At 44.5% G+C, this 23,157-nt stretch carries 20 protein-coding genes and 1 rRNA gene; 3 read left to right on the top strand and 18 right to left on the bottom strand.

Annotated features, from left to right (window positions below):
* Window positions 1-33: 33 nt before the first annotated feature.
* The 4 genes from J1C81_RS02855 to J1C81_RS02840 all read right to left on the bottom strand — a co-directional run bounded on the left by J1C81_RS02855 (window position 34) and on the right by J1C81_RS02840 (window position 4,497).
* Window positions 34-1,581 (bottom strand): 16S ribosomal RNA (locus J1C81_RS02855).
* A gap of 331 nt (window positions 1,582-1,912) precedes the next feature.
* Window positions 1,913-2,455: a ribosome hibernation-promoting factor, HPF/YfiA family gene (gene hpf / locus J1C81_RS02850; RefSeq protein ID WP_002903257.1), complete on the bottom strand. Its 543-nt coding sequence runs from the start codon at window positions 2,453-2,455 to the stop codon at window positions 1,913-1,915.
* Window positions 2,456-2,536: 81 nt separating this feature from the next.
* On the bottom strand, window positions 2,537-3,202 hold the full coding sequence (locus J1C81_RS02845; protein WP_002916270.1) for a ComF family protein: 666 nt from the start codon (window positions 3,200-3,202) through the stop codon (window positions 2,537-2,539).
* Window positions 3,199-4,497 (bottom strand): DEAD/DEAH box helicase, encoded by a 1,299-nt coding sequence (locus J1C81_RS02840; RefSeq protein WP_002916271.1) that lies wholly within the window; start codon window positions 4,495-4,497, stop codon window positions 3,199-3,201. The genes J1C81_RS02845 and J1C81_RS02840 overlap by 4 nt, the downstream gene beginning before the upstream one ends.
* 55 nt (window positions 4,498-4,552) lie before the next feature.
* Here J1C81_RS02840 and J1C81_RS02835 point away from each other — a divergent pair, with 55 nt between their 5' ends.
* Together J1C81_RS02835 and cysK are read left to right on the top strand one after the other, a co-directional pair.
* The gene (locus tag J1C81_RS02835) at window positions 4,553-5,185 is read left to right on the top strand and encodes a YigZ family protein (protein WP_002893485.1); all 633 of its coding nucleotides are present in this window, start codon (window positions 4,553-4,555) and stop codon (window positions 5,183-5,185) included.
* A 100-nt stretch (window positions 5,186-5,285) separates the two neighbouring features.
* Window positions 5,286-6,215: a cysteine synthase A gene (gene cysK / locus J1C81_RS02830; protein ID WP_002893488.1), complete on the top strand. Its 930-nt coding sequence runs from the start codon at window positions 5,286-5,288 to the stop codon at window positions 6,213-6,215.
* A 104-nt stretch (window positions 6,216-6,319) separates the two neighbouring features.
* Here the strand turns inward: cysK and J1C81_RS02825 are convergent, their stop codons facing one another.
* From J1C81_RS02825 to J1C81_RS02765, 13 genes are all read right to left on the bottom strand, one after another.
* Window positions 6,320-6,682, bottom strand: a complete 363-nt coding sequence (locus J1C81_RS02825; protein WP_002901252.1) for a S1 RNA-binding domain-containing protein — start codon at window positions 6,680-6,682, stop codon at window positions 6,320-6,322.
* The gene (locus tag J1C81_RS02820) at window positions 6,682-8,082 is read right to left on the bottom strand and encodes a bifunctional Cof-type HAD-IIB family hydrolase/peptidylprolyl isomerase (protein ID WP_002916273.1); all 1,401 of its coding nucleotides are present in this window, start codon (window positions 8,080-8,082) and stop codon (window positions 6,682-6,684) included. Before J1C81_RS02820 ends, J1C81_RS02825 begins: the two co-directional genes overlap by 1 nt.
* A gap of 39 nt (window positions 8,083-8,121) precedes the next feature.
* Window positions 8,122-8,754: a response regulator transcription factor gene (locus J1C81_RS02815; protein WP_002893493.1), complete on the bottom strand. Its 633-nt coding sequence runs from the start codon at window positions 8,752-8,754 to the stop codon at window positions 8,122-8,124.
* On the bottom strand, window positions 8,732-9,751 hold the full coding sequence (locus tag J1C81_RS02810; protein ID WP_002916275.1) for a sensor histidine kinase: 1,020 nt from the start codon (window positions 9,749-9,751) through the stop codon (window positions 8,732-8,734). Before J1C81_RS02810 ends, J1C81_RS02815 begins: the two co-directional genes overlap by 23 nt.
* Window positions 9,748-10,443: a cell wall-active antibiotics response protein LiaF gene (gene liaF / locus J1C81_RS02805; protein ID WP_002893496.1), complete on the bottom strand. Its 696-nt coding sequence runs from the start codon at window positions 10,441-10,443 to the stop codon at window positions 9,748-9,750. The genes J1C81_RS02810 and liaF overlap by 4 nt, the downstream gene beginning before the upstream one ends.
* A gap of 144 nt (window positions 10,444-10,587) precedes the next feature.
* Window positions 10,588-12,441: a Stk1 family PASTA domain-containing Ser/Thr kinase gene (gene pknB, locus J1C81_RS02800; protein ID WP_002916284.1), complete on the bottom strand. Its 1,854-nt coding sequence runs from the start codon at window positions 12,439-12,441 to the stop codon at window positions 10,588-10,590.
* Window positions 12,438-13,178, bottom strand: coding sequence for a Stp1/IreP family PP2C-type Ser/Thr phosphatase (locus J1C81_RS02795; protein ID WP_002896965.1), 741 nt, complete (start codon window positions 13,176-13,178; stop codon window positions 12,438-12,440). The genes pknB and J1C81_RS02795 overlap by 4 nt, the downstream gene beginning before the upstream one ends.
* 18 nt (window positions 13,179-13,196) lie before the next feature.
* Window positions 13,197-14,513 carry a 16S rRNA (cytosine(967)-C(5))-methyltransferase RsmB gene (gene rsmB, locus J1C81_RS02790; RefSeq protein WP_002905186.1) on the bottom strand — a complete coding sequence of 439 codons (1,317 nt, stop codon included), beginning with the start codon at window positions 14,511-14,513 and terminating at the stop codon, window positions 13,197-13,199.
* Entirely contained in the window at window positions 14,503-15,438 is a 936-nt protein-coding gene (gene fmt / locus J1C81_RS02785; protein WP_002905187.1) for a methionyl-tRNA formyltransferase, read from the bottom strand. Before fmt ends, rsmB begins: the two co-directional genes overlap by 11 nt.
* Before the next feature lie 83 nt (window positions 15,439-15,521).
* Window positions 15,522-17,909 (bottom strand): primosomal protein N', encoded by a 2,388-nt coding sequence (locus tag J1C81_RS02780; RefSeq protein WP_002916287.1) that lies wholly within the window; start codon window positions 17,907-17,909, stop codon window positions 15,522-15,524.
* A 60-nt stretch (window positions 17,910-17,969) separates the two neighbouring features.
* The gene (gene rpoZ / locus J1C81_RS02775) at window positions 17,970-18,284 is read right to left on the bottom strand and encodes a DNA-directed RNA polymerase subunit omega (RefSeq protein ID WP_002893503.1); all 315 of its coding nucleotides are present in this window, start codon (window positions 18,282-18,284) and stop codon (window positions 17,970-17,972) included.
* A 25-nt stretch (window positions 18,285-18,309) separates the two neighbouring features.
* A complete protein-coding gene (gene gmk / locus J1C81_RS02770; RefSeq protein WP_002893505.1) occupies window positions 18,310-18,942 on the bottom strand; it encodes a guanylate kinase in 633 nt (210 codons plus the stop codon).
* A 187-nt stretch (window positions 18,943-19,129) separates the two neighbouring features.
* Window positions 19,130-20,743 carry a ribonuclease Y gene (locus J1C81_RS02765; RefSeq protein ID WP_002893506.1) on the bottom strand — a complete coding sequence of 538 codons (1,614 nt, stop codon included), beginning with the start codon at window positions 20,741-20,743 and terminating at the stop codon, window positions 19,130-19,132.
* A 364-nt stretch (window positions 20,744-21,107) separates the two neighbouring features.
* On the opposite strand from J1C81_RS02765, the gene J1C81_RS02760 reads away from it, so the two are divergent.
* On the top strand, window positions 21,108-21,590 hold the full coding sequence (locus tag J1C81_RS02760) for an S-ribosylhomocysteine lyase (protein WP_002905191.1): 483 nt from the start codon (window positions 21,108-21,110) through the stop codon (window positions 21,588-21,590).
* Between the two features lie 102 nt (window positions 21,591-21,692).
* On the opposite strand, the gene J1C81_RS02755 is transcribed toward J1C81_RS02760, so the two are convergent.
* A complete protein-coding gene (locus tag J1C81_RS02755; protein WP_002916290.1) occupies window positions 21,693-23,150 on the bottom strand; it encodes a cell division site-positioning protein MapZ family protein in 1,458 nt (485 codons plus the stop codon).
* Window positions 23,151-23,157: the final 7 nt, after the last annotated feature.

Here is a 23,157-nt window from a genome sequence, read left to right as displayed (position 1 = left end):
AGTGCATTCCGTGTGTCCTTACGGACTCCTTAGAAAGGAGGTGATCCAGCCGCACCTTCCGATACGGCTACCTTGTTACGACTTCACCCCAATCATCTATCCCACCTTAGGCGGCTGGCTCCTTACGGTTACCTCACCGACTTCGGGTGTTACAAACTCTCGTGGTGTGACGGGCGGTGTGTACAAGGCCCGGGAACGTATTCACCGCGGCGTGCTGATCCGCGATTACTAGCGATTCCGACTTCATGTAGGCGAGTTGCAGCCTACAATCCGAACTGAGACTGGCTTTCAGAGATTAGCTTGCCGTCACCGGCTTGCGACTCGTTGTACCAGCCATTGTAGCACGTGTGTAGCCCAGGTCATAAGGGGCATGATGATTTGACGTCATCCCCACCTTCCTCCGGTTTATTACCGGCAGTCTCGCTAGAGTGCCCAACTGAATGATGGCAACTAACAATAGGGGTTGCGCTCGTTGCGGGACTTAACCCAACATCTCACGACACGAGCTGACGACAACCATGCACCACCTGTCACCGATGTACCGAAGTAAAACTCTATCTCTAGAGCGGGCATCGGGATGTCAAGACCTGGTAAGGTTCTTCGCGTTGCTTCGAATTAAACCACATGCTCCACCGCTTGTGCGGGCCCCCGTCAATTCCTTTGAGTTTCAACCTTGCGGTCGTACTCCCCAGGCGGAGTGCTTAATGCGTTAGCTGCGGCACTAAGCCCCGGAAAGGGCCTAACACCTAGCACTCATCGTTTACGGCGTGGACTACCAGGGTATCTAATCCTGTTTGCTCCCCACGCTTTCGAGCCTCAGCGTCAGTTACAGACCAGAGAGCCGCTTTCGCCACCGGTGTTCCTCCATATATCTACGCATTTCACCGCTACACATGGAATTCCACTCTCCCCTTCTGCACTCAAGTTAAACAGTTTCCAAAGCATACTATGGTTAAGCCACAGCCTTTAACTTCAGACTTATCTAACCGCCTGCGCTCGCTTTACGCCCAATAAATCCGGACAACGCTCGGGACCTACGTATTACCGCGGCTGCTGGCACGTAGTTAGCCGTCCCTTTCTGGTAAGATACCGTCACAGTGTGAACTTTCCACTCTCACACCCGTTCTTCTCTTACAACAGAGCTTTACGATCCGAAAACCTTCTTCACTCACGCGGCGTTGCTCGGTCAGGGTTCCCCCCATTGCCGAAGATTCCCTACTGCTGCCTCCCGTAGGAGTCTGGGCCGTGTCTCAGTCCCAGTGTGGCCGATCACCCTCTCAGGTCGGCTATGTATCGTCGCCTTGGTGAGCCGTTACCTCACCAACTAGCTAATACAACGCAGGTCCATCTGGTAGTGATGCAGTTGCATCTTTCAATTAATTATCATGCGACAATGAATTTCATGCGGTATTAGCTATCGTTTCCAATAGTTATCCCCCGCTACCAGGCAGGTTACCTACGCGTTACTCACCCGTTCGCAACTCATCCAAGAAGAGCAAGCTCCTCTCTTCAGCGTTCTACTTGCATGTATTAGGCACGCCGCCAGCGTTCGTCCTGAGCCAGGATCAAACTCTCATTAAAAAGTTTGAGTTCGCACTCATTACTGTCCACTGACAGATTTATTTTCGTTTTTTGACAGGTTACATATCTCTATGTCACCCTGCACTTGGTTCGTCTTGTTCAGTTTTCAAAGGGCTTTGTCTTTCGCGACAACTATATTAGTATATCACCTATACCTCCATCCTGTCAATACCTTTTTTAATCTTTTTTTGTTTTTTTAAAAGTTTATTTTTCAGTTCTAAGTATAAAGTTAATTTCTTTGTGAGCAGGAACCTGGTTTATGTCACCTGAATGTATGACTTTCTATAAGCTAAAAAGGTTGAGAAACATGCTCTCAACCTTCTGTTCTCATTTATTTGACTTCTAACAGGCCAATATCTCCATCCTCACGACGATATATAACATTTGTGCTACTGTCCTCTGCATCGGAATAGATAAAGAAATCATGGCCCAATAAATCCATCTGCAGAATCGCTTCTTCCAAGTCCATTGGCTTCAAATCTATGTGTTTTGAACGAACAACCTTTGACGGAACTTCTTCTGCTTCCTCAGCAAAGGAATCTGTGAAAAGCTGGCTTGTAGCAACCTTATTGCGATTCTTTCTTTCAATCTTGGTCTTATTTTTGCGGATTTGGCGCTCAATCTTATCTGTGACCAAATCAATTGATCCATACATGTCCTGAGAGATATCTTCTGCACGAAGAGTGATGGAGCCTAGCGGAATTGTCACTTCCACTTTCGCAGTCTTTTCACGGTAAACCTTGAGGTTCACACGCGCATCAAGTTCTTGCTCTGCTTGGAAATACTTCTCAATCTTCTCAAGTTTAGAAACTACGTAGTCACGGAGAGCATCTGTTACTTCTAGGTTTTCACCACGGATACTATATTTAAGCATATAAGTACCTTCTTTCTAAACATAAATGTTTTATTTATAATATCATTATAACGCTTTCATTCCTTTTTTGCAAATTTTTTCTTATCTTGCTATTGAAAATGTCAAAATTTCTTTCACTCCTGCTTCCAGCAAGATTTGCTTGGCTAATTGCAAGGTTTTTCCAGTCGTATAGATATCATCAACCAGCAAAATTTTATCTGGCAAATCAACTCCTTTCTTAATTTTAAAAACCTGCTGCGTCTGCAGACGCTCCTCACGTGTCTTACTCGACTGTGCTAGGGTGTCTTTTTTCTCTAAGATATTTCTATATGACAAGTTTGCAGCATCTAAAATCCCCTGCACTTGATTGAATCCTCGAACTTGAAATTTTTCGTTGCTGACTGGAATCGGAACAATAGCATGCTCCCTAAACAATTTGATTGCTTTTTTAGTTGCTTTTGCAAATACAAAACGCAATGCATAGTCTCCCTGAAACTTGTATTGACTGAAATAATTCTTCATTGCTTCATTATAGGTAAATATTGACTGGTGCTGGACTAGATTCCCCTCTTCCTCCCATTTTTGGCAATCTGTACATAAATCTGATTGCCCGTTGCGAAAACAGCATGGGCAATGCTCTTCAGATATGTGTTCAAAATTTTGATAACAAGTAGAGCAGCAGCTTGGTCCTTCTTTTTTTAATAGAAAAAGCCGTAAAAAACTACCTTTCTCCTTAATTTGCTCCTTACATAAAAGACACTCTGTCATAATCCCGCCTCCTTATTCATATCCCTCATTTCTCGAATTGCCTTTTCCATAGCAAGGGTAGTCCCATCATGAAAAAATAGCAACTGTCCAGTCGGTCTATTCATACTACGGCCAACTCGGCCTGAAATCTGAACCAGAGCACTACGGCTGAACAAGCGATGATTGGCTTCCAAGACAAAAACATCTACACCAGGAAAGGTTACTCCACGCTCTAAGATAGTCGTTGTCACCAAAATAGTAATCTCCTTGCGACGAAACTGCTCGACAATCTCTAGACGATTTTCTGTTGTGGAGGCGACAAAAGCCAACTTTTCATCTGGCAGAGCAATCTGCAAAGCCTGTGCAACATCCTCTCCTCTTTGAATTTCTGCAGCAAATATCAAGAGAGGAAATTGAGTCTGCCTCTGTTTTTCTATATATTTTAAAAGCTTAGGTGTTATTTTCTTCTTCTGAAGATATTTTTGAAAATCAGATAACCAAACTTTCTGAGGGATAGTCAAGGGATTACCATGAAATCTTCTGGGAAGACTCAGGCGTTTCAGCTCATCTTTTTGAACTCTTTTATCCAGTTCATCTGTGGAAGTGGCTGTCAGAAAAATAGTTGTAGCATCCTCTTTCACAGAACGCTCTACAGCGTGATACAGCATGGGATTATCCACATAAGGAAAAGCGTCTACCTCGTCCACAATCAACAAATCAAAAGCCCGATAAAATTTTAAGAGCTGGTGGGTGGTCGCAATTACCAAGGAGCTGCGAAAATAAGCTTCTGACTCCCCATGCAGAAGGGCTATTTCACAAGAAAAGTCTTCTTTTAGGCGCCGATAAAGTTCTAAACAAACATCAATCCGCGGACTGGCCAAGCAAACAGACCCTCCTCTATCAATAACTCTTGCAAGCACTTGGTAAATCATTTCTGTTTTTCCAGCGCCAGTAACAGCATGCACTAACGTATTCTGTCTTTTCTCTAGCGCATCCAGTAAGCCTTTGGAGACCTTCCCCTGAAACTCTGTCAGTTGCCCCTGCCATTTAAGCACCTGTTTTTTAGGAAAATCCTCTTGAGGAAAATAGTAAAGTTTTTGGTCACTCCGTACCCGGCCCAATATTAAGCATTCTCTACAATAATAAGCTCCAACAGGTAGCTGATTTTCTCGTTCAATCAAGCTGTTGCAGCGTCCACAGTGGAGCTTGCCTTTTTCTTCTCGGATACTGGGAATTTCTTTTGCTTGTGCTCGCAAGCTAGGCTCTAACTGATTTTCTGCAAATATCCGTCCTAAACAATCTTGTAACTCTAACATACTTATTTATTCGTAATTTTTTGGCAAAATTCGTCTTTTTTTGTAAAATATAGTTATGGAATTTAAGACAATTAAAGAAGATGGTATGGTTCAAGAGGAAATTAAAAAATCCCGCTTTATCTGCCATGTAAAACGAGTTTACTCTGAGGAAGAGGCTCGCGCTTTTATCGCTGCTATAAAAAAAGAACATTACAAGGCTACTCATAACTGCTCTGCTTTTATCATTGGAGAAAAGAGCGATATTAAGCGGACCAGCGATGATGGAGAACCCAGCGGAACAGCCGGAGTTCCCATGCTGGGAGTCTTAGAAAAGCATGAATTGACCAATCTTTGCGTGGTGGTTACTCGCTATTTTGGCGGTATTAAACTAGGAGCCGGCGGTCTGATTCGAGCTTATGCCGGCAGTGTTGCTTTTGCTATTAAGGAGATTGGGCTGGTTGAAATAAAAGAACAGGCTGGCCTACGCCTAAAACTGTCTTACAGCCAGTATCAGGATTTTGCAAATTTTCTCAAGGCGGAAAATCTTGCTGAATACGATACTGAATTTACAGATACTGTCTCCACTCTTCTTTTCGTTGACAAAGGTGAAAGAGAACTGCTTAAAGACAAACTGACTGAGTTTTTTAAGGGCAAATTGGAGATGATGGATCAAGGACTGCGCCAAGTAGAAGTCCCCTTGATGTTTTGACATAAAGAAAAGCTATGGCTCTCATAGCTTTTTTATATTTTACAAAGCGCTTGTTTCATTTTATACTAATTCTATTAAATTATATTGAGGTATGTATTCTATGTCACGTATTTATCAAAACATTACAGAACTAATTGGGCAAACCCCCATTGTCAAATTGAACAACTTGGTTCCAGAAGGAGCTGCAGAGGTGTATGTGAAGTTAGAGGCTTTCAATCCTGGTTCTTCTGTCAAAGACCGTATTGCTCTCAGCATGATTGAGGCGGCTGAACGCGATGGCCTTATCAAGCCTGGCGATACTATCGTTGAAGCAACCAGCGGAAATACTGGTATTGGTCTTTCATGGGTCGGAGCAGCCAAAGGCTACAAGGTTGTCATTGTTATGCCAGAGACCATGAGTGTGGAGCGCCGCAAAATTATCCAAGCTTATGGTGCTGAGTTAGTCTTGACTCCAGGTAGCGAAGGAATGAAAGGCGCTATTGCAAAAGCACAAGAAATCGCACAAGAACGAAATGGCTGGCTGCCACTGCAGTTTAACAACCCGGCCAATCCAGAGGTTCACGAACGAACTACAGGAGCAGAAATTATCGCTGCTTTCGGTGAAACCGGACTGGATGCCTTTGTAGGCGGTGTCGGAACTGGCGGAACTATTTCCGGTGTATCTCACGCTCTCAAAAAAGTTAATCCGGACATCCAAATCTACGCAGTCGAAGCAGACGAATCTGCTATCCTTTCTGGTGAGAAGCCAGGCCCTCACAAAATCCAAGGACTTTCAGCTGGATTCATTCCAGAGACCTTAGATACAGAAGCCTACAACGGTATTGTCCGCGTAACTTCTGATCAAGCACTGGAATTCGGACGCTATATTGGCGGTCAGGAAGGCTTCTTAGTGGGGATTTCATCTGCTGCTGCTATTTTCGCAGCTATTGAAGTAGCGAAAAAACTAGGAGCTGGCAAGAAAGTCCTTGCTCTGGCTCCTGATAACGGCGAACGTTACCTGTCTACCGCTCTCTACGAATTTGATGCTTAGTATTTTTTGAAAACATGTCCATTTCAACTTAGTACTCAACTATGAATTGAATAGCAATTCTATCCAAGCAAAATATCCTGTTCTCTTATCGAACAGGATATTTTTTAAACTTTTTCTTCTTTTAAGAATTTTTTTGCCTCTTTGATCCAGATAGGCAGCTGTCTTCCTAAAGGCTCAAAACCAATTTTACAGCGGTCGTTTGAAAAGCGGTGGCGTCTAGGGAGGCGGTGCTTTTCTTCTTCCAGGGTCCGCATGGACAGACTGGACTTCCCAGAAAATTCATCATAGTCCACAACCTGTACTAATACCTGCTGGCCAATCTTTACACTATCATGGATATTTTCAATATAACCCGGACGAATTTCTGAGATATGAATCAGACCAATCGTACCATTTTCCAGCTCAACAAAAGCTCCATAAGGCTGAATCCCTGTGATTTTGCCTTTTAATTTATCACCGATTTTCATCAGTCTTCTACCTCAATTGTCTCAATCACAACATCTTCCACCGGCTTATCCATAGCCCCCGTCTCAACAGCTGCAATCTTGTCCAAAACTTGGTAGGACGCTTCATCAGCCAGCTGACCAAAGACAGTGTGGCGCCGATCCAAATGCGGTGTTCCTCCCTGACTGGCATAGACTTCAGCGATAGCTTCAGGCCAGCCGCCGCGGCTCAATTCCTTAGCTGAATAAGGAAGATTTTTATTTTGAACAATGAAAAATTGACTGCCGTTAGTATTTGGCCCAGCATTTGCCATGGAAAGAGCCCCACGAATATTGTAAAGCTCAGGTGAAAACTCATCTTCAAATTTCTCACCATAGATAGACTGACCGCCCATACCGGTACCAGTAGGATCACCACCCTGAATCATAAAGTCCTGAATAATACGATGGAAAATCACACCGTCATAGTATCCGTCTTTAGCAAGAGCAATAAAGTTGGCTACTGTTTTTGGTGCCTGTTCCGGAAAAAGCTGAACTTTCATGTCACCATGATTAGTCCTGATAGTCGCTTTTGGACCTTCTGCTGCTGCAAGTTCTACTTGTGGAAAATGTAATTCTTTTTCTACCATACCTAACTCCTCTAAAGCGGCAAAAATACCGTCTTCTTCTACTGTTTTTGTAATATAATCTGCTCTTTTTCGCAGTTCTTCATGGGAAACACCCATGGCAATGCCAATTCCGGCATAGTCAAACAATTCCAGATCATTGAGCCCGTCGCCAAAAACCATGACATTTTCAGGTTTCAAGCCCAGATGCTCGACAACCTTGGAAACTCCGGCTGCCTTGGAACCTTCTGTCGGCACGACATCTGACGAATGAGGATGCCAGCGAACCAAACGCAGATGCTCCGCTAACGCCTCTGGCAGCTGCAGGCTATCTCCTCTATCTTCAAAGGTCCAAAGCTGATAAATATCCTTGTCTAAATGAAAGTCTGGATCAACAGGCAAATCTGGATAAACCACATCAATAGCCTCTGAAATCAGAGAATTTCGATTGGACAAGGCTGCTCCATGGCTACCAACCAGACCATAATCAATTCCTTCCTCCTGAGCCCAAGCAATATAGGATGTCACTCTATCGGACGGGATAACCGTCTGAGAAATCACCTTCCCTTTGCTGTCTTCGACATAAGCTCCATTCAGCGTAACGAAAAAGTCTGGTTGCAAAGCTCTCAGCTCCGGCACGACACCAAACATTCCTCGACCAGACGCAATACCCGTCAAAATCCCTTTGTCTTTCAACTGCTTGAAAACTGTCTGGATAGAATCTGGGATAAAACCTGTATCCTTGACTCGCAGGGTATCATCTATATCGAAAAAGACAATTTTTATCTTTTTTGCCTTATACTTTAATTTCGCGTCCATATCTCCCCTTGTCCAATCTTAATCTTTTCTATTATACCATTAAAAGTCTTCTTGTGGGACAAGATGGTGCTGAAAAGCATAAACAACTGCTTGCGTGCGGTCGCTCACCTCCAATTTGGACAGGATATTGGAGACATGAGTCTTAACCGTTTTGAGGGAAATGAAAAGCTCATCCGCAATCCGTTGATTTTCATAACCCTTGGCTAAAAGCCCCAAAATATCACGCTCGCGAGCTGTCAAATCCTCGTGAAGCTCGATATGGTTGCGATGATATTCCACCTTCTTGCTGACCTCTGTTTCAATGGCAAATTCTCCCTTGGCCACTTTTTTAACGGCACGCAGAATTTCTTCAGCGCTGGAAGTCTTAAGCATATATCCGTGGGCCCCTGCATCCAGAACTGGATAGATTTTTTCATTATCCAGATAAGAAGTCAAAATCAGAATTTTTGCTTCTGGCCACTCTTTTAAAATGGCCAGTGTCGCTTCAATCCCATTCATCTCAGGCATGACAATATCCATGATAATCACATCCGGACGACTTGCCAAAGCCTTCTCCACACCTTCTTTGCCATTGACTGCTTCGGATACCTCTGCTATATCCTCTTGCAGTTCCAGGTAACTTTTCAATCCCAATCTGACCATTTGGTGATCATCCACTAACAATATCTTCATGATTTTCTCCTTCTAGTAAAGGTATCGTTATTTCAATAGAAAGACCTTTTCTGGGGGCTGTCAAAAGCTTAAAGGTACCCGCCATATCCCGTACACGGTCTTCCATATTTTTCAAGCCGTAGCTGAGTTCATCCTGAGCCAACGGATCAAAACCGACGCCATTATCAGACACCTTGATTTTAAGTTCATTAGGTGCCTGATAGAGGTAAATATCCAGCCGACTGGCCTGGGCATGGCGCAATGTGTTGTTAATAATTTCCTGCATGATTCTGAAAACATGCTCCTCCATCTGTTTGGGTAGATGCCCAACCTGATGATTGAAGTGAACATCAATGTCGCTTTTATCAGTCAGCTCCTTGATAATCACATCCATGCCTTCTACCAGAGTCTTATTTTCCAACTCTGTAGGCCGTAGATGGAGCAGAAGAATCCGCAAATCCTTCTGGGCTGTGTCAAGAATATCGGCAATCCCCTTGAGCTGTTTTTGCAGCTTTTCTCCATCAAGCCGTTCTACATTTCCAGCCACTCCTGAAAGAATCATATTGGCTGCAAATAATTCCTGACTGACAGTATCGTGCAAATCGCGCGCAATCCGCCGCCGTTCTTTTTCGATAATTTTCTCTTCCGTCTGCAGGGTTTGGTTCTCAGACTTTTGGAGATTTTCTGTCAGACGGTGCAGCCTTCTCTCAAGCTGATGCAGAGAGCTATCCAGTTCAGGCTGATCTGTCGGCTCCAGCCTCCGTCCATCCAGCAAACGCCGAAGATTTTTTTGCACATGGGCTACCGACAGATATTGTATCAAGCGGGCTGCTATCACAATCAGAATGGTCAGTGATAAACCAATAATCACAACAAAGAAAACAAATGACTGCAACAACTCCAAATCATCAAAGAGCTCCTGCCAAGTAAAATCAAAAATATTGAAAATATAGTGAAAGATGATAAATAAGACAAAGAAAGTATAGAGGAGAATGAGAAAATAATTTGATTTCTTCACTTTCTGACAACCTCCACATTTCCTAAGAAGCTGACGAGGACAATCTTCACTGTCTTATTGGCCCGTTTATAGTCTGGTGTCGTCAGCGAAATGGTTTCATTGCGCAGCTTGCGGGATGGATGATGCAGAAAGTTCAGTTCCCCGTAAAGAGTATTGATTTGCAGCTGAATTTCCACATCCAGCGGCACAATAATCTTGGTATCACCAAACCCCTTTCGAATGACAATGACATTATCATGGTTGACCAAAATCACGTCTTCCAAATGAATGGTGTCTTTCCCAACAATGCGCAAGAGATTGATGTCGTGGAATTGACAGCTATCCTTAGAAAAATGCTGCAGGTCCCCCAACCAGCGATTCTTCTCACTCTGAATTTCCACATCTTCTTCGTAAACGAGATGGGTTTCTTGATTTTCCTTATAAATGTATGGGTAGGCCACAATCATTCCATAAACCAGCGCGAATAAAAGGGCAGCAATGACGTAGGGATTGAGCATGATAATGAAAAACAGCATAATCATGGAAGCAACCAGCAGAAAATTCCCTTTTTGCTTGCCGAAGTAATAATAGAGCAGCAGCAAAAAAAGGACCAAGATAATGACAACTCGTGAAAAATCAGCTGCCAACATGGTCACCAATGCCATGGATAATAAGACTGTTTCAACAAAGACAAATAATTGAACCTTCCACATAGCCGTTTCCTTTCTCTACCTTCCTATTTTAACAAAATTAAACCAAAAAACCTCCGTCCAAGGCATGAAATAGGGAAATTTGTCCAGCAAAAAAGAAAAACCATCCGTTTTAAGCTAAAAAACTTAAAATGGACGGTTTATTAATCAACTATCAGATGAGCTAGAACTTGTTCCATGTCCACTATCTTCAGACGATGAGCTGCTCTTTGAGCTACTGCTAGACGATGATGATGACGAACTAGATGACGATGGTGTTGTTGCTTCTGTCACGTAAAGAGTGATTTTTTCATTAGACTTGAGATCGATTGTCTGACCTGCTGCTGGTGACTGGGAAGTTACCAAGTCTGCCTGAGTCGAAGTGACCGAACGGTCAACAACTCGCTCAATTCGGGAAGAAGAAATTCCCATTTGGATCAAGTAAGACCGTGCATTGGCGTAGGTGTACTGCATGCTGCCAAAGTCAGGCATGGACACACTAGTCACTTCTTTCGCCACTGTCAGCTTAATCTTATGATTAGAAGTCAAATCATAGGTCGAACCAGCTGCCGGAGACTGACGAATCACCTGACCTGGCTCGTACTCGTCCGATTCTTCCTCAACAATCTCAATCAATTTCTCAGAAACATTATAGTTTGTTTTCAGATTTTCAACCACGGCTGATTTTGCTTGACCGACATAATCTTCCATTACAAAGGTCTTGGGTCCCTTGGAAATAATCAGGTCAATCTTGCTGCCTTCGCGGCGCTGACTATTGGCCTGTGGATCAGTTTTAATGACTTTGCCAGATTCGACATTGTCGCTGTATTCTTCCTTTTCGTCTCCGACAACCAGCTTCTTAGCTTCGATAGCGGAGCGAGCCTCTGCCACAGTCTGACCAGAAACATCTGGCACGCTAGTATTAGACGGGCTATTATAAAGAAGGACAACAAAAGCCGCCAAAACCAATAGGACTGCAAAGAAAAGTACCTTGTAACGCGTTCTCAAACGACGTTTCTTTGGAACTTTCTTAACCGCATCAGCTGTCTCTTCCTTAACTTCATCCGCTTCCGTTTTAGCTGGAGTTGGCTTAACAGGTGGAACTGCTGGCTGCGGTACAGGTGAGATTTTTGGCAAGGTCTTGGTGTCTGCTTTCGCAACATCATCAAAGATCAATTTCTTTTCATTGCGGCGCTCATAGGATAAGCTGCTGGACAAGTCAACATACATCTCAGCAACTGACTGATAACGATCCGTCAGTTTTTTGGCTGTTGCCTTAATGACAACATTTTCCAAGGCCTGAGGCACATTAGGATTTTCAGAAATGATGGATGGCAACGGCTTTTGAAAATGCTGCAGAGCAATCGTAACGGCACTATCCCCATCATAAGGGATATGACCTGTCAGCATCTCATAAAAAATAATCCCCATCGCATAAATGTCACTCTGAACAGTTGCTTTAGAACCACGTGCCTGCTCAGGTGATAGATAATGAACCGAGCCTAGCATTGAGTTAGTCTGAGTCAGACTTGTCTCTGCAAAGGCCACCGCAATCCCAAAGTCTGTTACCTTGGCATTGCCATCCGGGGTTAAGAGGACATTTTGTGGTTTCAGGTCACGATGGACAATGCCGCGTGTATGCGCTAAGCGCATTGCCAGCAAGATTTGTCCCATGATTCTGACTGCTTCTTCATTTGAAATCGGAGAATTCTCTTTGATATAGCGCTTGAGGTCAAGACCTGCCACGTATTCCATAGCCAGATACTGCTGGCCATCTTCTTCCCCAATATCAGTAATCCGAACGATGTGCGGATGGTCCAAGTCAGCCATCGCCTTGGCTTCCCGCTGGAAACGCGCGACAGCGATAGGATCTGTCTGGTAATTGGTCCTAAGAACCTTTACCGCAACTTCCTCACCATCCAAAATCAAGTCCTTGGCCAAATAGACATCTGCCATGCCTCCGCGGCCAATCTGCTTGATGATTTTATATCGCCCGGCAAAGATTTTGCCGATTTGAATCATGCCTTATCCTCCTTGTCAAAGCGAACCAGAGCAACTGTGATGTTATCCAGTCCTCCAGCATTGTTGGCAAAGCGAATTAAGGTTTCTGTTTTTTCAGACAGGCTGATGTCGCTGGTGACAATGTCACAAATTTCACTGTCTGAAATCATATTGGTCAGACCGTCACTGTTGAGCAGAAGATAGTCACCATCTTCCAAGGTAATCATGCCATAGTCAGGCTGCACTTCGTCTTTTTGACCAATAGACTGGGTAATGATATTCTTCTGCGGATGACGCTCTGCTTCTTCTGGAGTAATCTGCCCAGCTTTCAACAAAGCATTAACAAGCGAGTGATCATTAGTCAGCTGGCGGTATTCATCACCACGAATCAGGCCGATGCGAGAATCACCGATATGGGCATAGATGGCTTGATTATCAATAATAGCCAAGGCTTCCAAAGTCGTTCCCATGCCCTTGTATTCTTCATCTTGACCAAATTGATGAATGCGCTGATTTTCCTCTTCCAAGTTCTCCGCAAACCATTCACGCACCTGATTCACCGAATCAATCTGTGTATCAACCCAGGCAGCTCCTAAGTCTGTCACAGCCATTTCGCTGGCAATGTTTCCAGCTCTGTGACCGCCCATACCATCTGCCAAGATGATAAGGGTCTTGCCCGCCCGATTCACAAAAAGATTGGCATAATCTTGGTTATTTGTACGCTTTTGACCAACATCTGTTAATAATGAAATTTCCATACTGTCAGTTTCCTCCTCTTATTCCGATATCTTCCTAAATTGACTGATAAAAAATCCGTCGCTTTCATATAATTCCGGCGTAATCAAGATACAGCCGTCTTTGACGATATCTTTTCTTTCATGGTCTAATAAGACTTGCTCAAAATTCGGATGACTGGCCAGAAATTTCTCAACAACCTCAAAATTCTCTTTGGCCATAATCGTGCAAGTACTATAAGCTATTATACCACCTTTACGTAGACTTTGACAAACGCTGTCTAGTATATCCAGCTGAATTTTTTGTAAATTCTCAAAATCTGCATTTTCTTTATTATATTTTATATCTGGTTTGCGGCGAATTAAGCCAATACCTGAGCAAGGAGCGTCCACCAGGATTTTATCGAAAGCATCTGGGCCAAATGTCTCAAACACCTTGGTCGCGTCTAGCTTTTTCGTAGTGATTTTATCAGCCAAGCCCAGTCTTTCTGCATTTTCTTCTACGAGCTCTAACTTATGATCGTAGAGATCTAAGGCTGTAATGTGACCGTTCGTCAGATAGGAAGCCATGTGGACAGTCTTGCCGCCCGGTGCACTGCAAGCATCCAAAATCTCCTCCTCTCCTTCGATGTCCAGAGTTGGAGCCACAAGCTGGCTAGACTCATCCTGAATCGTAATCGCTCCGCTTTCAAAGAGCTGATGCCCAGCAAAATGCCCCTGTCTTTTAACCAAGGCTGACGGAGATAAGAGCGAGTCCTCAGCCCCTAAAAGCTGGCGAAGCTCTGCCTTGCGCGACATATCCGTCACGCGAATGCTGGCCTTGCTGCGAACAAAGAGACTGGCAAAGATAGCTAGAGCTCTTTCTTCGCCAAACTCTTCTATCAGGTCTTTGACCAGCCAGACCGGCAAAGAATACTGGATCGAATAGCGCTTGTTTTTGCGCTTGATTGTTTCAAAATCAGCCACACCCTCACGCTCAATCCTACGTAACAAGGCATTGGCAAATTTTTCGCTGCCTCGTTTACGTATTTTCGCAATCTCAATAGCCTCATGAACAGCTGCATGCTGAGGGATTTTGTCCAGATAGAGCATCTGGTACAGACTGAGCATAAGCAGAATGTAGAGCCAGTTATCTAATTTATCCCTATCCTCAATCAGATGGGAAAGATACCATTCCAGAGTGATTTTCCGAGCAACTGTGCCGTAAACCAGCTCTGTTACCAGACCTTTATCTGCTTGACTCAGCGGACTTTGACTCAAAGCCCGGTTTAAGGCGATATTGGAATAGGCTCCTTCTTCAAAAACTTCTTCCAAAATTTCCAAGGCCTGCCAACGGGCCGTTTTTTGCTTACTTTCCAAAAGTATCTCCTAGGGACAGGCTGCGGCCCAGTCCATTCAAAAAATCAACGATAGCCATCTTGGGCTTACCAGCAGGCTGAACCGTCTTCAGCGAGAGGGCTCCCTTACCAGCTGCAACCACCAGTTCTTTTTTACTAATAGACAATATCTGTCCCGGCTGACCGCTACCAGCCATCATATCTGCTTCGTAAATCTTAAAGCGTTGCCCCTGCAGCAAGGTATGAGCTACTGGCCAAGGATACATGCCACGAATTTGATTGAAAATTTGGCGGTTTGTTTTGCTCCAGTCTATCCTCTCTTCTTCTGGGCTGATATTCGGAGAGAAAGTGACCTGACTAGGATCCTGCGGCTGAGGGATAATCTGCCCAGCCCTATAAGCTGGCAGAACATCCAATAACAGATCTCGACCGATAAGCGCCAATTTTTCAAAGAGAGTTCCGACATTGTCAGTCTCTTCAATCGGCGTCGCCTTACTGGCTATCATATCTCCAGCATCCATCTCCTTGACCATTTCCATAATCGTAACACCCGCTTGCTCATCGCCATTGATCAGAGCATAGTGAATGGGTGCACCACCTCGGTATTTAGGCAGCAAAGAGGCATGAACATTCACCGCAAAGTCAACACTGTCCAGCAAGCGGCTAGGCAAAAACTGCCCAAAAGCAGCTGTGACAATACCATCTGCTTCTAAGTTCATCAACTCCTCTAAATCTGAGCTTTGAGCTAGCTTTTCCGGTTGATAAACCGGAAGCTTGTATTCCAAGGCTAACTCTTTTACTGGAGTCATGCGAATCTCTCTTTTTCGACCGACGGCACGATCCGGCTGCGTTACCACTGCTAACACTTCATATTGACCGCTGTCCAGCAGCCCTTTTAGGACAGTCGCTGAGAAGTCCGGTGTTCCCATAAATATTATTTTCATCATTTTCAACTATTGATTCCTTCTTTGTTCCTTCCCTTATTATATCAGAAGTCGTCTACAACAACCTTAATCTCGGCTAAAATGCTTCACATAAAATTTTGTGGCTCATTATCAATTGTCAGGCGTAAATCTTTATTGTCCCGATTCTGCGTCCAGTCCAAGACTTGATTTAGCGTCGCCTGCAGCTTGTCCTCAAAGCGATATTTGAGTAGAATCTGATAATGATAGAGATTGTGGGTGCGGGCAATCGGCTTCGGCGTTGGACCCAGGATTTGCACTTTTTCTGACAGACCGCTCCGCAGAATATCCATAACTTCATAAGCTTTTCGCACTGCTGTCTCTTCATCCTTGTGTGACAGAGTCAGGCCGACCGTAAAGTAATATGGCGGATAACCTAGCTGCCGGCGGATTCCCATTTCATAAGCATAAAAGCCCTCGTAATCCTGCTGCTTGGCAAACTCAATGGCATAATGATGAGGATTATAGGACTGGATAAAGACCTGACCAGCCTTTTCAGCCCGACCAGCACGGCCTGCCACCTGAGTCAGCAGCTGGAAGGTTCGTTCTGAAGAGCGAAAGTCCGGCAGATTGAGAGCAGTATCCGCATTGAGTACACCAACCAGCGTCACGTTTGGAAAATCCAGCCCCTTAGCAATCATCTGGGTGCCTAAGAGAATATCTGCCTCCCCTTGACCAAAGCTTTCTAAAATAGCTTCATGACTGCCCTTCTTACGGGTTGTATCTACATCCATCCTCAAAATGCGAGCCTGAGGAAAGAGCTGAACCAACTCATCATAAGCTTTCTGCGTCCCAGTCCCATAATAGCGAATGCTGCGGCTGGCACAGTTAGGACAACTCTGAGGAATATTCTTAGTAAAACCACAGTAGTGGCAGTTCATGGTCTTGGTGTCCATATGCAGGGTCAGAGAAATATCACAGTTAGGACAGCTATCAACGGTCCCGCATTCCCGACACATAACAAAGCTGGAATACCCCCGCCTGTTGAGCATAAGAACCGTCTGCTCTCCCTTATCCAGACGATCTTGAATAGCCTTTAGCAGAACCGGGGTGAAATTACTGGCTTCATGCTGCCCGATGTAATCCCGAAAATCCACCACTTCCACTTGAGGAATCTGCGCCAGCGGATTTGCGCGCTTGCTGAGCAGCTGAAAATCATAGACTCCACGGCTTGCTCGGGCACGGCTCTCCAAGCTCGGAGTTGCCGAACCCAGCACTAAAACAGCTTGATTGTACTGAGCTCGCAGGAGAGCCACCTCTCTGGCATGATAGCGAGGATTGGAATCCTGCTTATAAGAGGATTCATGCTCTTCATCAATGATAATGGCTCCAATATTTGTCAGCGGAGCAAAAATAGCTGAACGCGCGCCGACAACAACCTGGGCAGCTCCTCGCTCCACCTTGCGCCATTCATCATATTTCTCACCGTCAGACAGGCCTGAATGCAAAATAGCAACTTGGTCGCCAAATCTAGAAATAAAGCGGTCAGTAACCTGCGGAGTCAGAGAGATCTCTGGAACCAGCATGATAGCGGTCTTGCCTTGGGCCAGTGCCTCTGCGATGACCTGTAGGTAAACTTCGGTCTTCCCACTGCCCGTGACCCCTTCTAAGAGGACTGGCTGAGAATGACTCTGACCAATTTTCTGAGTGATTGCCGCAACCGCTGCAGCTTGTTCATCATTTAAGGTCAGGCTTTGCTGCTGCCGCTCCTTTTGGAAATAAGCAGCAGAACGGCTGATTTCTCTATCCTCAATGCTAATTAGGTTTTCTTTGATAAAGTAATTAATAATATCGCGCGAAAAGTTTTCTCGCAAATCAGCCAAAAGCTGGCTGTCCTGCTGCTCCAGCAAGACTTCTTTTAATGCTTGTTTTTTCTTAGCTTGTCGGGGAAGGTCATGATTTTGCAGAGCGGTATGATTGACCTGATACCATTTCTCAGTCTTAATATGCTTCTTGTCCGTCGCCTGATACTCCAGCCGAATGCGGCCAGTTTGGGTCAGTCGCATCAGCTTGGCCTGGCTTTTCTTGTCCAAATCAGAAAAGCGAAGGCTGTCCTCCTGACCAAAGATAGCTGAACGTTCCTCATCATTCAGCAGCTCCGTCGGATAGAGTAGTTTATCATAGCTGGAGTTGAGAAGACTAGGCAGCATGGCTTTTAAAAGGGTAATCTTATAGGAAAAGACTGACTTACGCAGCTCATCCGCCAGCCAGAGCTGTTCCTGATTCAGCACGGGACTGAAATCAAGGACTTCCGCAATTTCCTTCAGCTCTTCTTGGCCTCCCGTCTCATCAAAGCCGACCACTATCCCCTGAATCAGGCGATTTCCCTGCCCAAAAGGGACATGGACTCGCATGCCAGCTGTCAGCATTCCTGCAAACTCTTCTGGAATAGCATAACTATAGGGCTTGTCCGTCTGCATCAGAGGAACATCCACAATAATCTTTGCTAGCTTCACATTCTCACCCCACTTTCCTAAACATCATTACAGAAAAAATAAGATTGAGCATCCCCAACCTTAAATCTTCTCACCTTCTTCTTTTTCTTTAGCGATTTGCTCTTTAATCTTGCGTTCTTCTTCTTCTTTACGAAGGCGCTCTTCTTCTGCCCGACGGCGAACTGCCTCGCGCTTGCCTTCTGGATCTGGATGGATAACGACATTGCCGGATTCAATTTCTTCCAAAGCACGAAGAGTGGATTTGACAGACTTGAATTCCTGCGTAGCGGGAGCTCCAGCTTCAAGCTCATGCGCACGCTTAGCTTCTAAAATAACCAAGGAATATTTTGACGGAACCTTGTCCAGCAAAGTGTCAATAGACGGTTTTAACATCATAATTTTCTACCTAATTTCTAACTTTCTATCGAATAATCGTTTCATTTTTTGGAAGCATGTCCTGATAACGGCCGATAACACGGTCTACTCGGAAATGCTCTGCTTCAATCACGCGCTTGACTCGGTCGGCAGCCAGCGGAACCTGATCATTGACAATGGCATAATCATACTCGCGCATGAGGGCAATTTCTTCTTTGGCCTTTTCAATGCGCTGGGCGATAATCTCAGCACTGTCTGTCCCACGGCCGACCAAGCGGTCTTTGAGTTCTTCTAAGTCTGGAGGAGTCAAAAAAATAAAGACGGCATCTGGAACTTTTTTCTTGACTTGCAAAGCTCCCTGAACCTCAATCTCTAAGAAGACATCAATACCTTTATCCAACGTTTCATTGACATAAGTCAGAGGCGTCCCGTAGTAGTTTCCTACATACTCTGCGTACTCCAGCATCTGTCCCTGACGAATCAGCTCTTCAAACTCCTCGCGAGTGCGGAAGAAATAGTCAACTCCATCCACTTCACCTGGACGCTGAGGACGAGTCGTCATGGATACCGAGTACTGGAATTGGTTATCAGTGCTTTCAAAAATTTCTCGTCTAACAGTCCCTTTTCCTACACCAGAGGGACCAGAAAAGACGATTAGTAAGCCTCGTTCCGTCATCATGTCTCCTTCACAGTCTTTCTATCTAGTGTAACAAAATTAGGCTGATATTTCAAGAGGATAGGAAGAAATGTATGTGTCTAGAGTTTTGAGAAAATAGAAAAAATAAGCAAGCAATCATACGGAAAACCAAATAGGCCAGCAGAACATTCAAGAAAAAAGCAATCTGTTACCAGACTGCATTTCTTCTTTATTTTGCGTAGTCAACGGCTCGCATCTCACGGATAACTGTTACCTTGATATTGCCTGGATATTCTAAGTTATTTTCGATCTTTTCACGAACATCGTGAGCCAAAATCGTAATCTTGTCATCCTTAATCTTGTCCGGCTGAACCATAATCCGGATTTCACGACCGGCTTGTAAAGCAAAGCTGTTCTTGACACCCTTGAAGCTATTAGCGATTTCTTCCAAATCTTGGAGACGCTTGATATAGCTTTCCAGAGATTCACTGCGAGCACCTGGACGAGCAGCACTGAGAGCGTCTGCTGCAGCTACGATAACAGCAATGACACTTTCTGCTTCCACATCTCCGTGGTGGCTGGCAATCGTATTAACAACAACTGGATGCTCCTTGTACTTACGAGCCAGTTCTGTTCCGATTTCCACGTGGCTGCCTTCAACCTCACGGTCAATAGACTTACCAATATCATGGAGAAATCCAGCACGGCGGGCTAAATTGGCATTTTCACCCAACTCAGCAGCAATGATGCCGGAAAGCTTGGCAACTTCAATAGAGTGACGCAGGACGTTCTGGCCATAAGAAGTACGGAACTGCAAACGACCCATGATTTTCATCAGATCAGGATGCAGGTTAGGTGCTCCGATTTCATAAGCTGCGGCTTCTCCGTACTCACGGATGCGATTGTCAATTTCCAGACGGTTCTTCTCAACCAACTCCTCAATGCGGGCTGGATGAATGCGACCATCTTTCAAGAGTGCTTCCATAGTCATACGAGCAATCTCGCGGCGAATCGGATCAAAACCTGAGAGAGTAACCACTTCAGGCGTATCATCAATGATGACATCAATACCAGTCAGACTTTCAAAAGTCCGAATATTGCGACCTTCACGGCCAATAATCCGGCCCTTCATACTGTCATCTGGCAGATGCACCGTTGAGTTGGTTTGCTCAGCGACATAATCACCGGCAATACGCTGCATAGCTTGGACCAAGATATTCTTCGCAACCTTGTCAGACCGCTCTTTGATATCTTGCTCCGCATCCCGAATCCTAGTCGCAATCTCTTTAGAAAGCTTGTCCTCGGTCTGCGTCAAAATAATATCACGCGCTTCTGTCTGCGATAACGAAGCAACTCGCTCCAGCTCTGCTGCCTTCTGCTTTTCAAGTTCCGCTACTTGTTCTTCACGCGCATCAATGTGTTTAGATTTATCTGAGAGACTTTGTTCTTTTTGCTCCAAAGCCTTTTCTTTGTTGCTTAAATTATCGTCTTTGCGGTCAAGGGTAGAAGCACGCTCTGTCAAGCGGCTTTCGATTTGTTTTAACTCTTGACGTTCAGACTTAAATTCTGCATCAACTTGTTCACGATATTTTCTGGCTTCTTCTTTTGCCTCCAAAAGTGCTTCTTTTTTAAGCGAACTTGTTTCTCGCTTGGCTTCTTTGACAATCAAATCAGCTTCGCGTTCAGCTTGTCCGCGTAAATTGGTTGCTTCTTGTTCAGCATTTAAAAGAGTAAGCTCTGCAGCTTCTTTAGATGATTTCATCTTAGCCGAGACACTTACATATCCAATCACTAAACCAATGATGGCAGCAAAAACAGACATAATTATAGGAAATAGGTCCATGTTTTTACTCCAAATCTATTTAATTGTTGAATTCAAAATTCCATACTATTCTATCACAAATCTAAAAAATTCACAAACCTATTTTTTGAAATTCAAGAAAGCTTTTGTCCATTTTTTAGAGACAAAATCATCAAAGTTTGTAGAAGGCTGAGCACCAAAACTTTTTCAAACCATAAACAAGATTATTCAAACTTTTCATTCCCCTAAGACCTAAACTTTATTCCCAAATAAAAAATTTTTATGCTATAATCAGAGAAGAAAAGATGCATATGAGACAGGCTTTTTCTTCACTAACAAGACAAACCTATGGCTTGATATCACTAGAAAAACCTTCTCGCACTCGCTACATTGTAAAGGAGAAACCATGTCTAAAGAAGTTGTCGTTGAAAGCTTTGAGCTGGATCATACCATTGTCAAAGCGCCTTATGTCCGCCTCATCGGAGAGGAAACTGGTCCCAAAGGAGACATCATTTCCAATTTTGATATCCGTCTGGTTCAGCCTAATGAAGATTCCATTCCAACTGCCGGCCTGCATACCATCGAGCATTTGCTGGCCATGCTGATTCGCAAGCGCATTGATGGTATGATTGATTGCTCACCTTTTGGCTGTCGCACCGGTTTTCATATGATTATGTGGGGCCAACACAGCTCCAGCCAGATTGCTCAGGTCATCAAATCCTGTCTGGAAGAAATCGCTGAGTCAACTAGTTGGGAAGATGTCCCTGGAACAACCATTGAATCCTGTGGAAACTACAAGGATCACAGCCTCTTCTCAGCCAAAGAATGGGCCAAACTTATTCTTAGCCAAGGAATCTCAGATGATGCCTTTGAACGCCATGTGATTTAATACAATAAAAAGTTCTCGAAATCGAGAACTTTTTTTGTGCATGTATAATGAAATTCATTAACAAACTAGAAAGTCAGCTTCTGAAGAAATATTCTCAGATGACTAGAAATCAAGCGAGTCAGCATGACCCGGACCATTTCCGACGAAGTAGCCAGTCTTACAGTTGATACTGAAGAGGTAGGTACCGTCTGGCTTGAAGAGGTTATAGTAGCCGTTTCCTTTAATAATATTGACGCGTTCCAGGATATAGTTATCACCAGAAATATAGCCACGCTCACGAGAAGTTTGCAAAATTTTCTCCAGAACGCCAGGGTTGAATGTCCAAGCTGGATTGTTGACGTCATCAATAGCTGCTTGGTTATAAGGGACACGACTGAGATCTCTCTGCAGATTTACTCCGTTGCTAGGAAGACCATAGCCAGAGTATGAGCTGGGAGCCCCTGAACCAGAAGCAGACGAGCTTGAACCGCCGCTTGTACCCGCACCAGTGCCTCCCTGTTCAGTAGCAGGAGCTGGTGTTGGTACCTGTTGGCTACGTCCTTGGGCAATTGCTGCCTTTAGAACTTCATCGAGCTTAGCATTGCCACTTGATACATCTGAGAAGGTCGCATTTGTATTGGCCTTGGCTTCCTTGTTCAAGACGCCGTCAGTGATCGCTCCGCCGTCAAACTGCGAATTGACACTTTGAATAGCTGAAATTTGTTTCACTAGGGAATCATACTTGCTCTTGGCTGCATCATAGTCTTTGCTGCCTTTTAGCTTTTCAAGTAAGGTTTTTAATTTTTCCAAGTCGCCGAATTTACTGTTTTTGACAGCTGTCTGATTGCTATCTGTGAAAAATGCAGCATACTCATCATTAAAGGACTTCAAATCCTTGGCAATATTATCAGAGCTAGAGGAAGACGAGCTCTTTTTACTGGACTGCGATGTTGAAGAACTGGAGCTTGTAACGGTCTTGTGTCCCCAATTATGCCCCAGAGCAAAGTAAAGCCCTGTGCCCGCTACAGCAATCCCTAAAAGTCCTAAGACTGGATAAAGGAAAGCTTTTTTCTTGTAGAAAGGCGTCTTAGAAACCTGTAATTCCTTCTCATCAAGCGGTTCTGGAATAGGACCGTAAGATGTCTTTTGAACGGGAGCGGCAGGAACCGCATCTTCCTGCTCTGAGCGTTGACTGCGAGAACCTAAGGGGTTTGGAGCTGCTTCTGGCTCACTTGCTGTCTCAGTGGCTGTCAACTGAGCTGCTGGAATCTCCTGCTCACTTTCAACCTCTTGCCGTCTTTCTTTGATGAAATCGGTCAAATCAGAAGTGGCTTGCTCAGCTTGAGCCGCTTCCTGCTCCTGCAGCTTTCTGATTTTCTGGGTTTCAAATTTTCCAGCTTCGATTTCCTGACGGTGCTGCTTGATGTACTTATCCAGCACATTGTCGCTTTCATTCACACCGGCTTCCAGCTCCTCTTTTTTACGAGTAGCTTGACCGACTGTCATTTCCTTAGCCTCTTCAAAATCAAGGACCGACTCTTTCTTTTCTTCTTCCGGTGAGTAGTTTTCTTCTTTCGTCACGGCAAAT

It is taken from the genome of Streptococcus sanguinis (assembly GCF_050225395.1).
Taxonomy (GTDB): Bacteria; Bacillota; Bacilli; order Lactobacillales; family Streptococcaceae; genus Streptococcus.
Note: the sequence above shows the minus strand (reverse complement) of the source record. Positions and strands in the feature narration are given on the sequence as shown.

Bases quoted from the DNA above. Each gene is read 5' to 3' on its own strand.
- hpf (WP_002903257.1), bottom strand. From the start codon at position 2,455: ATGCTTAAATATAGTATCCGTGGTGAAAACCTAGAAGTAACAGATGCT.
- J1C81_RS02845 (WP_002916270.1), bottom strand. From the start codon at position 3,202: ATGACAGAGTGTCTTTTATGTAAGGAGCAAATTAAGGAGAAAGGTAGT.
- J1C81_RS02840 (WP_002916271.1), bottom strand. From the start codon at position 4,497: ATGTTAGAGTTACAAGATTGTTTAGGACGGATATTTGCAGAAAATCAG.
- J1C81_RS02835 (WP_002893485.1), top strand. From the start codon at position 4,553: ATGGAATTTAAGACAATTAAAGAAGATGGTATGGTTCAAGAGGAAATT.
- cysK (WP_002893488.1), top strand. From the start codon at position 5,286: ATGTCACGTATTTATCAAAACATTACAGAACTAATTGGGCAAACCCCC.
- J1C81_RS02825 (WP_002901252.1), bottom strand. From the start codon at position 6,682: ATGAAAATCGGTGATAAATTAAAAGGCAAAATCACAGGGATTCAGCCT.
- J1C81_RS02820 (WP_002916273.1), bottom strand. From the start codon at position 8,082: ATGGACGCGAAATTAAAGTATAAGGCAAAAAAGATAAAAATTGTCTTT.
- J1C81_RS02815 (WP_002893493.1), bottom strand. From the start codon at position 8,754: ATGAAGATATTGTTAGTGGATGATCACCAAATGGTCAGATTGGGATTG.
- liaF (WP_002893496.1), bottom strand. From the start codon at position 10,443: ATGTGGAAGGTTCAATTATTTGTCTTTGTTGAAACAGTCTTATTATCC.
- pknB (WP_002916284.1), bottom strand. From the start codon at position 12,441: ATGATTCAAATCGGCAAAATCTTTGCCGGGCGATATAAAATCATCAAG.
- J1C81_RS02795 (WP_002896965.1), bottom strand. From the start codon at position 13,178: ATGGAAATTTCATTATTAACAGATGTTGGTCAAAAGCGTACAAATAAC.
- fmt (WP_002905187.1), bottom strand. From the start codon at position 15,438: ATGATGAAAATAATATTTATGGGAACACCGGACTTCTCAGCGACTGTC.
- rpoZ (WP_002893503.1), bottom strand. From the start codon at position 18,284: ATGATGTTAAAACCGTCTATTGACACTTTGCTGGACAAGGTTCCGTCA.
- gmk (WP_002893505.1), bottom strand. From the start codon at position 18,942: ATGATGACGGAACGAGGCTTACTAATCGTCTTTTCTGGTCCCTCTGGT.
- J1C81_RS02765 (WP_002893506.1), bottom strand. From the start codon at position 20,743: ATGGACCTATTTCCTATAATTATGTCTGTTTTTGCTGCCATCATTGGT.
- J1C81_RS02760 (WP_002905191.1), top strand. From the start codon at position 21,108: ATGTCTAAAGAAGTTGTCGTTGAAAGCTTTGAGCTGGATCATACCATT.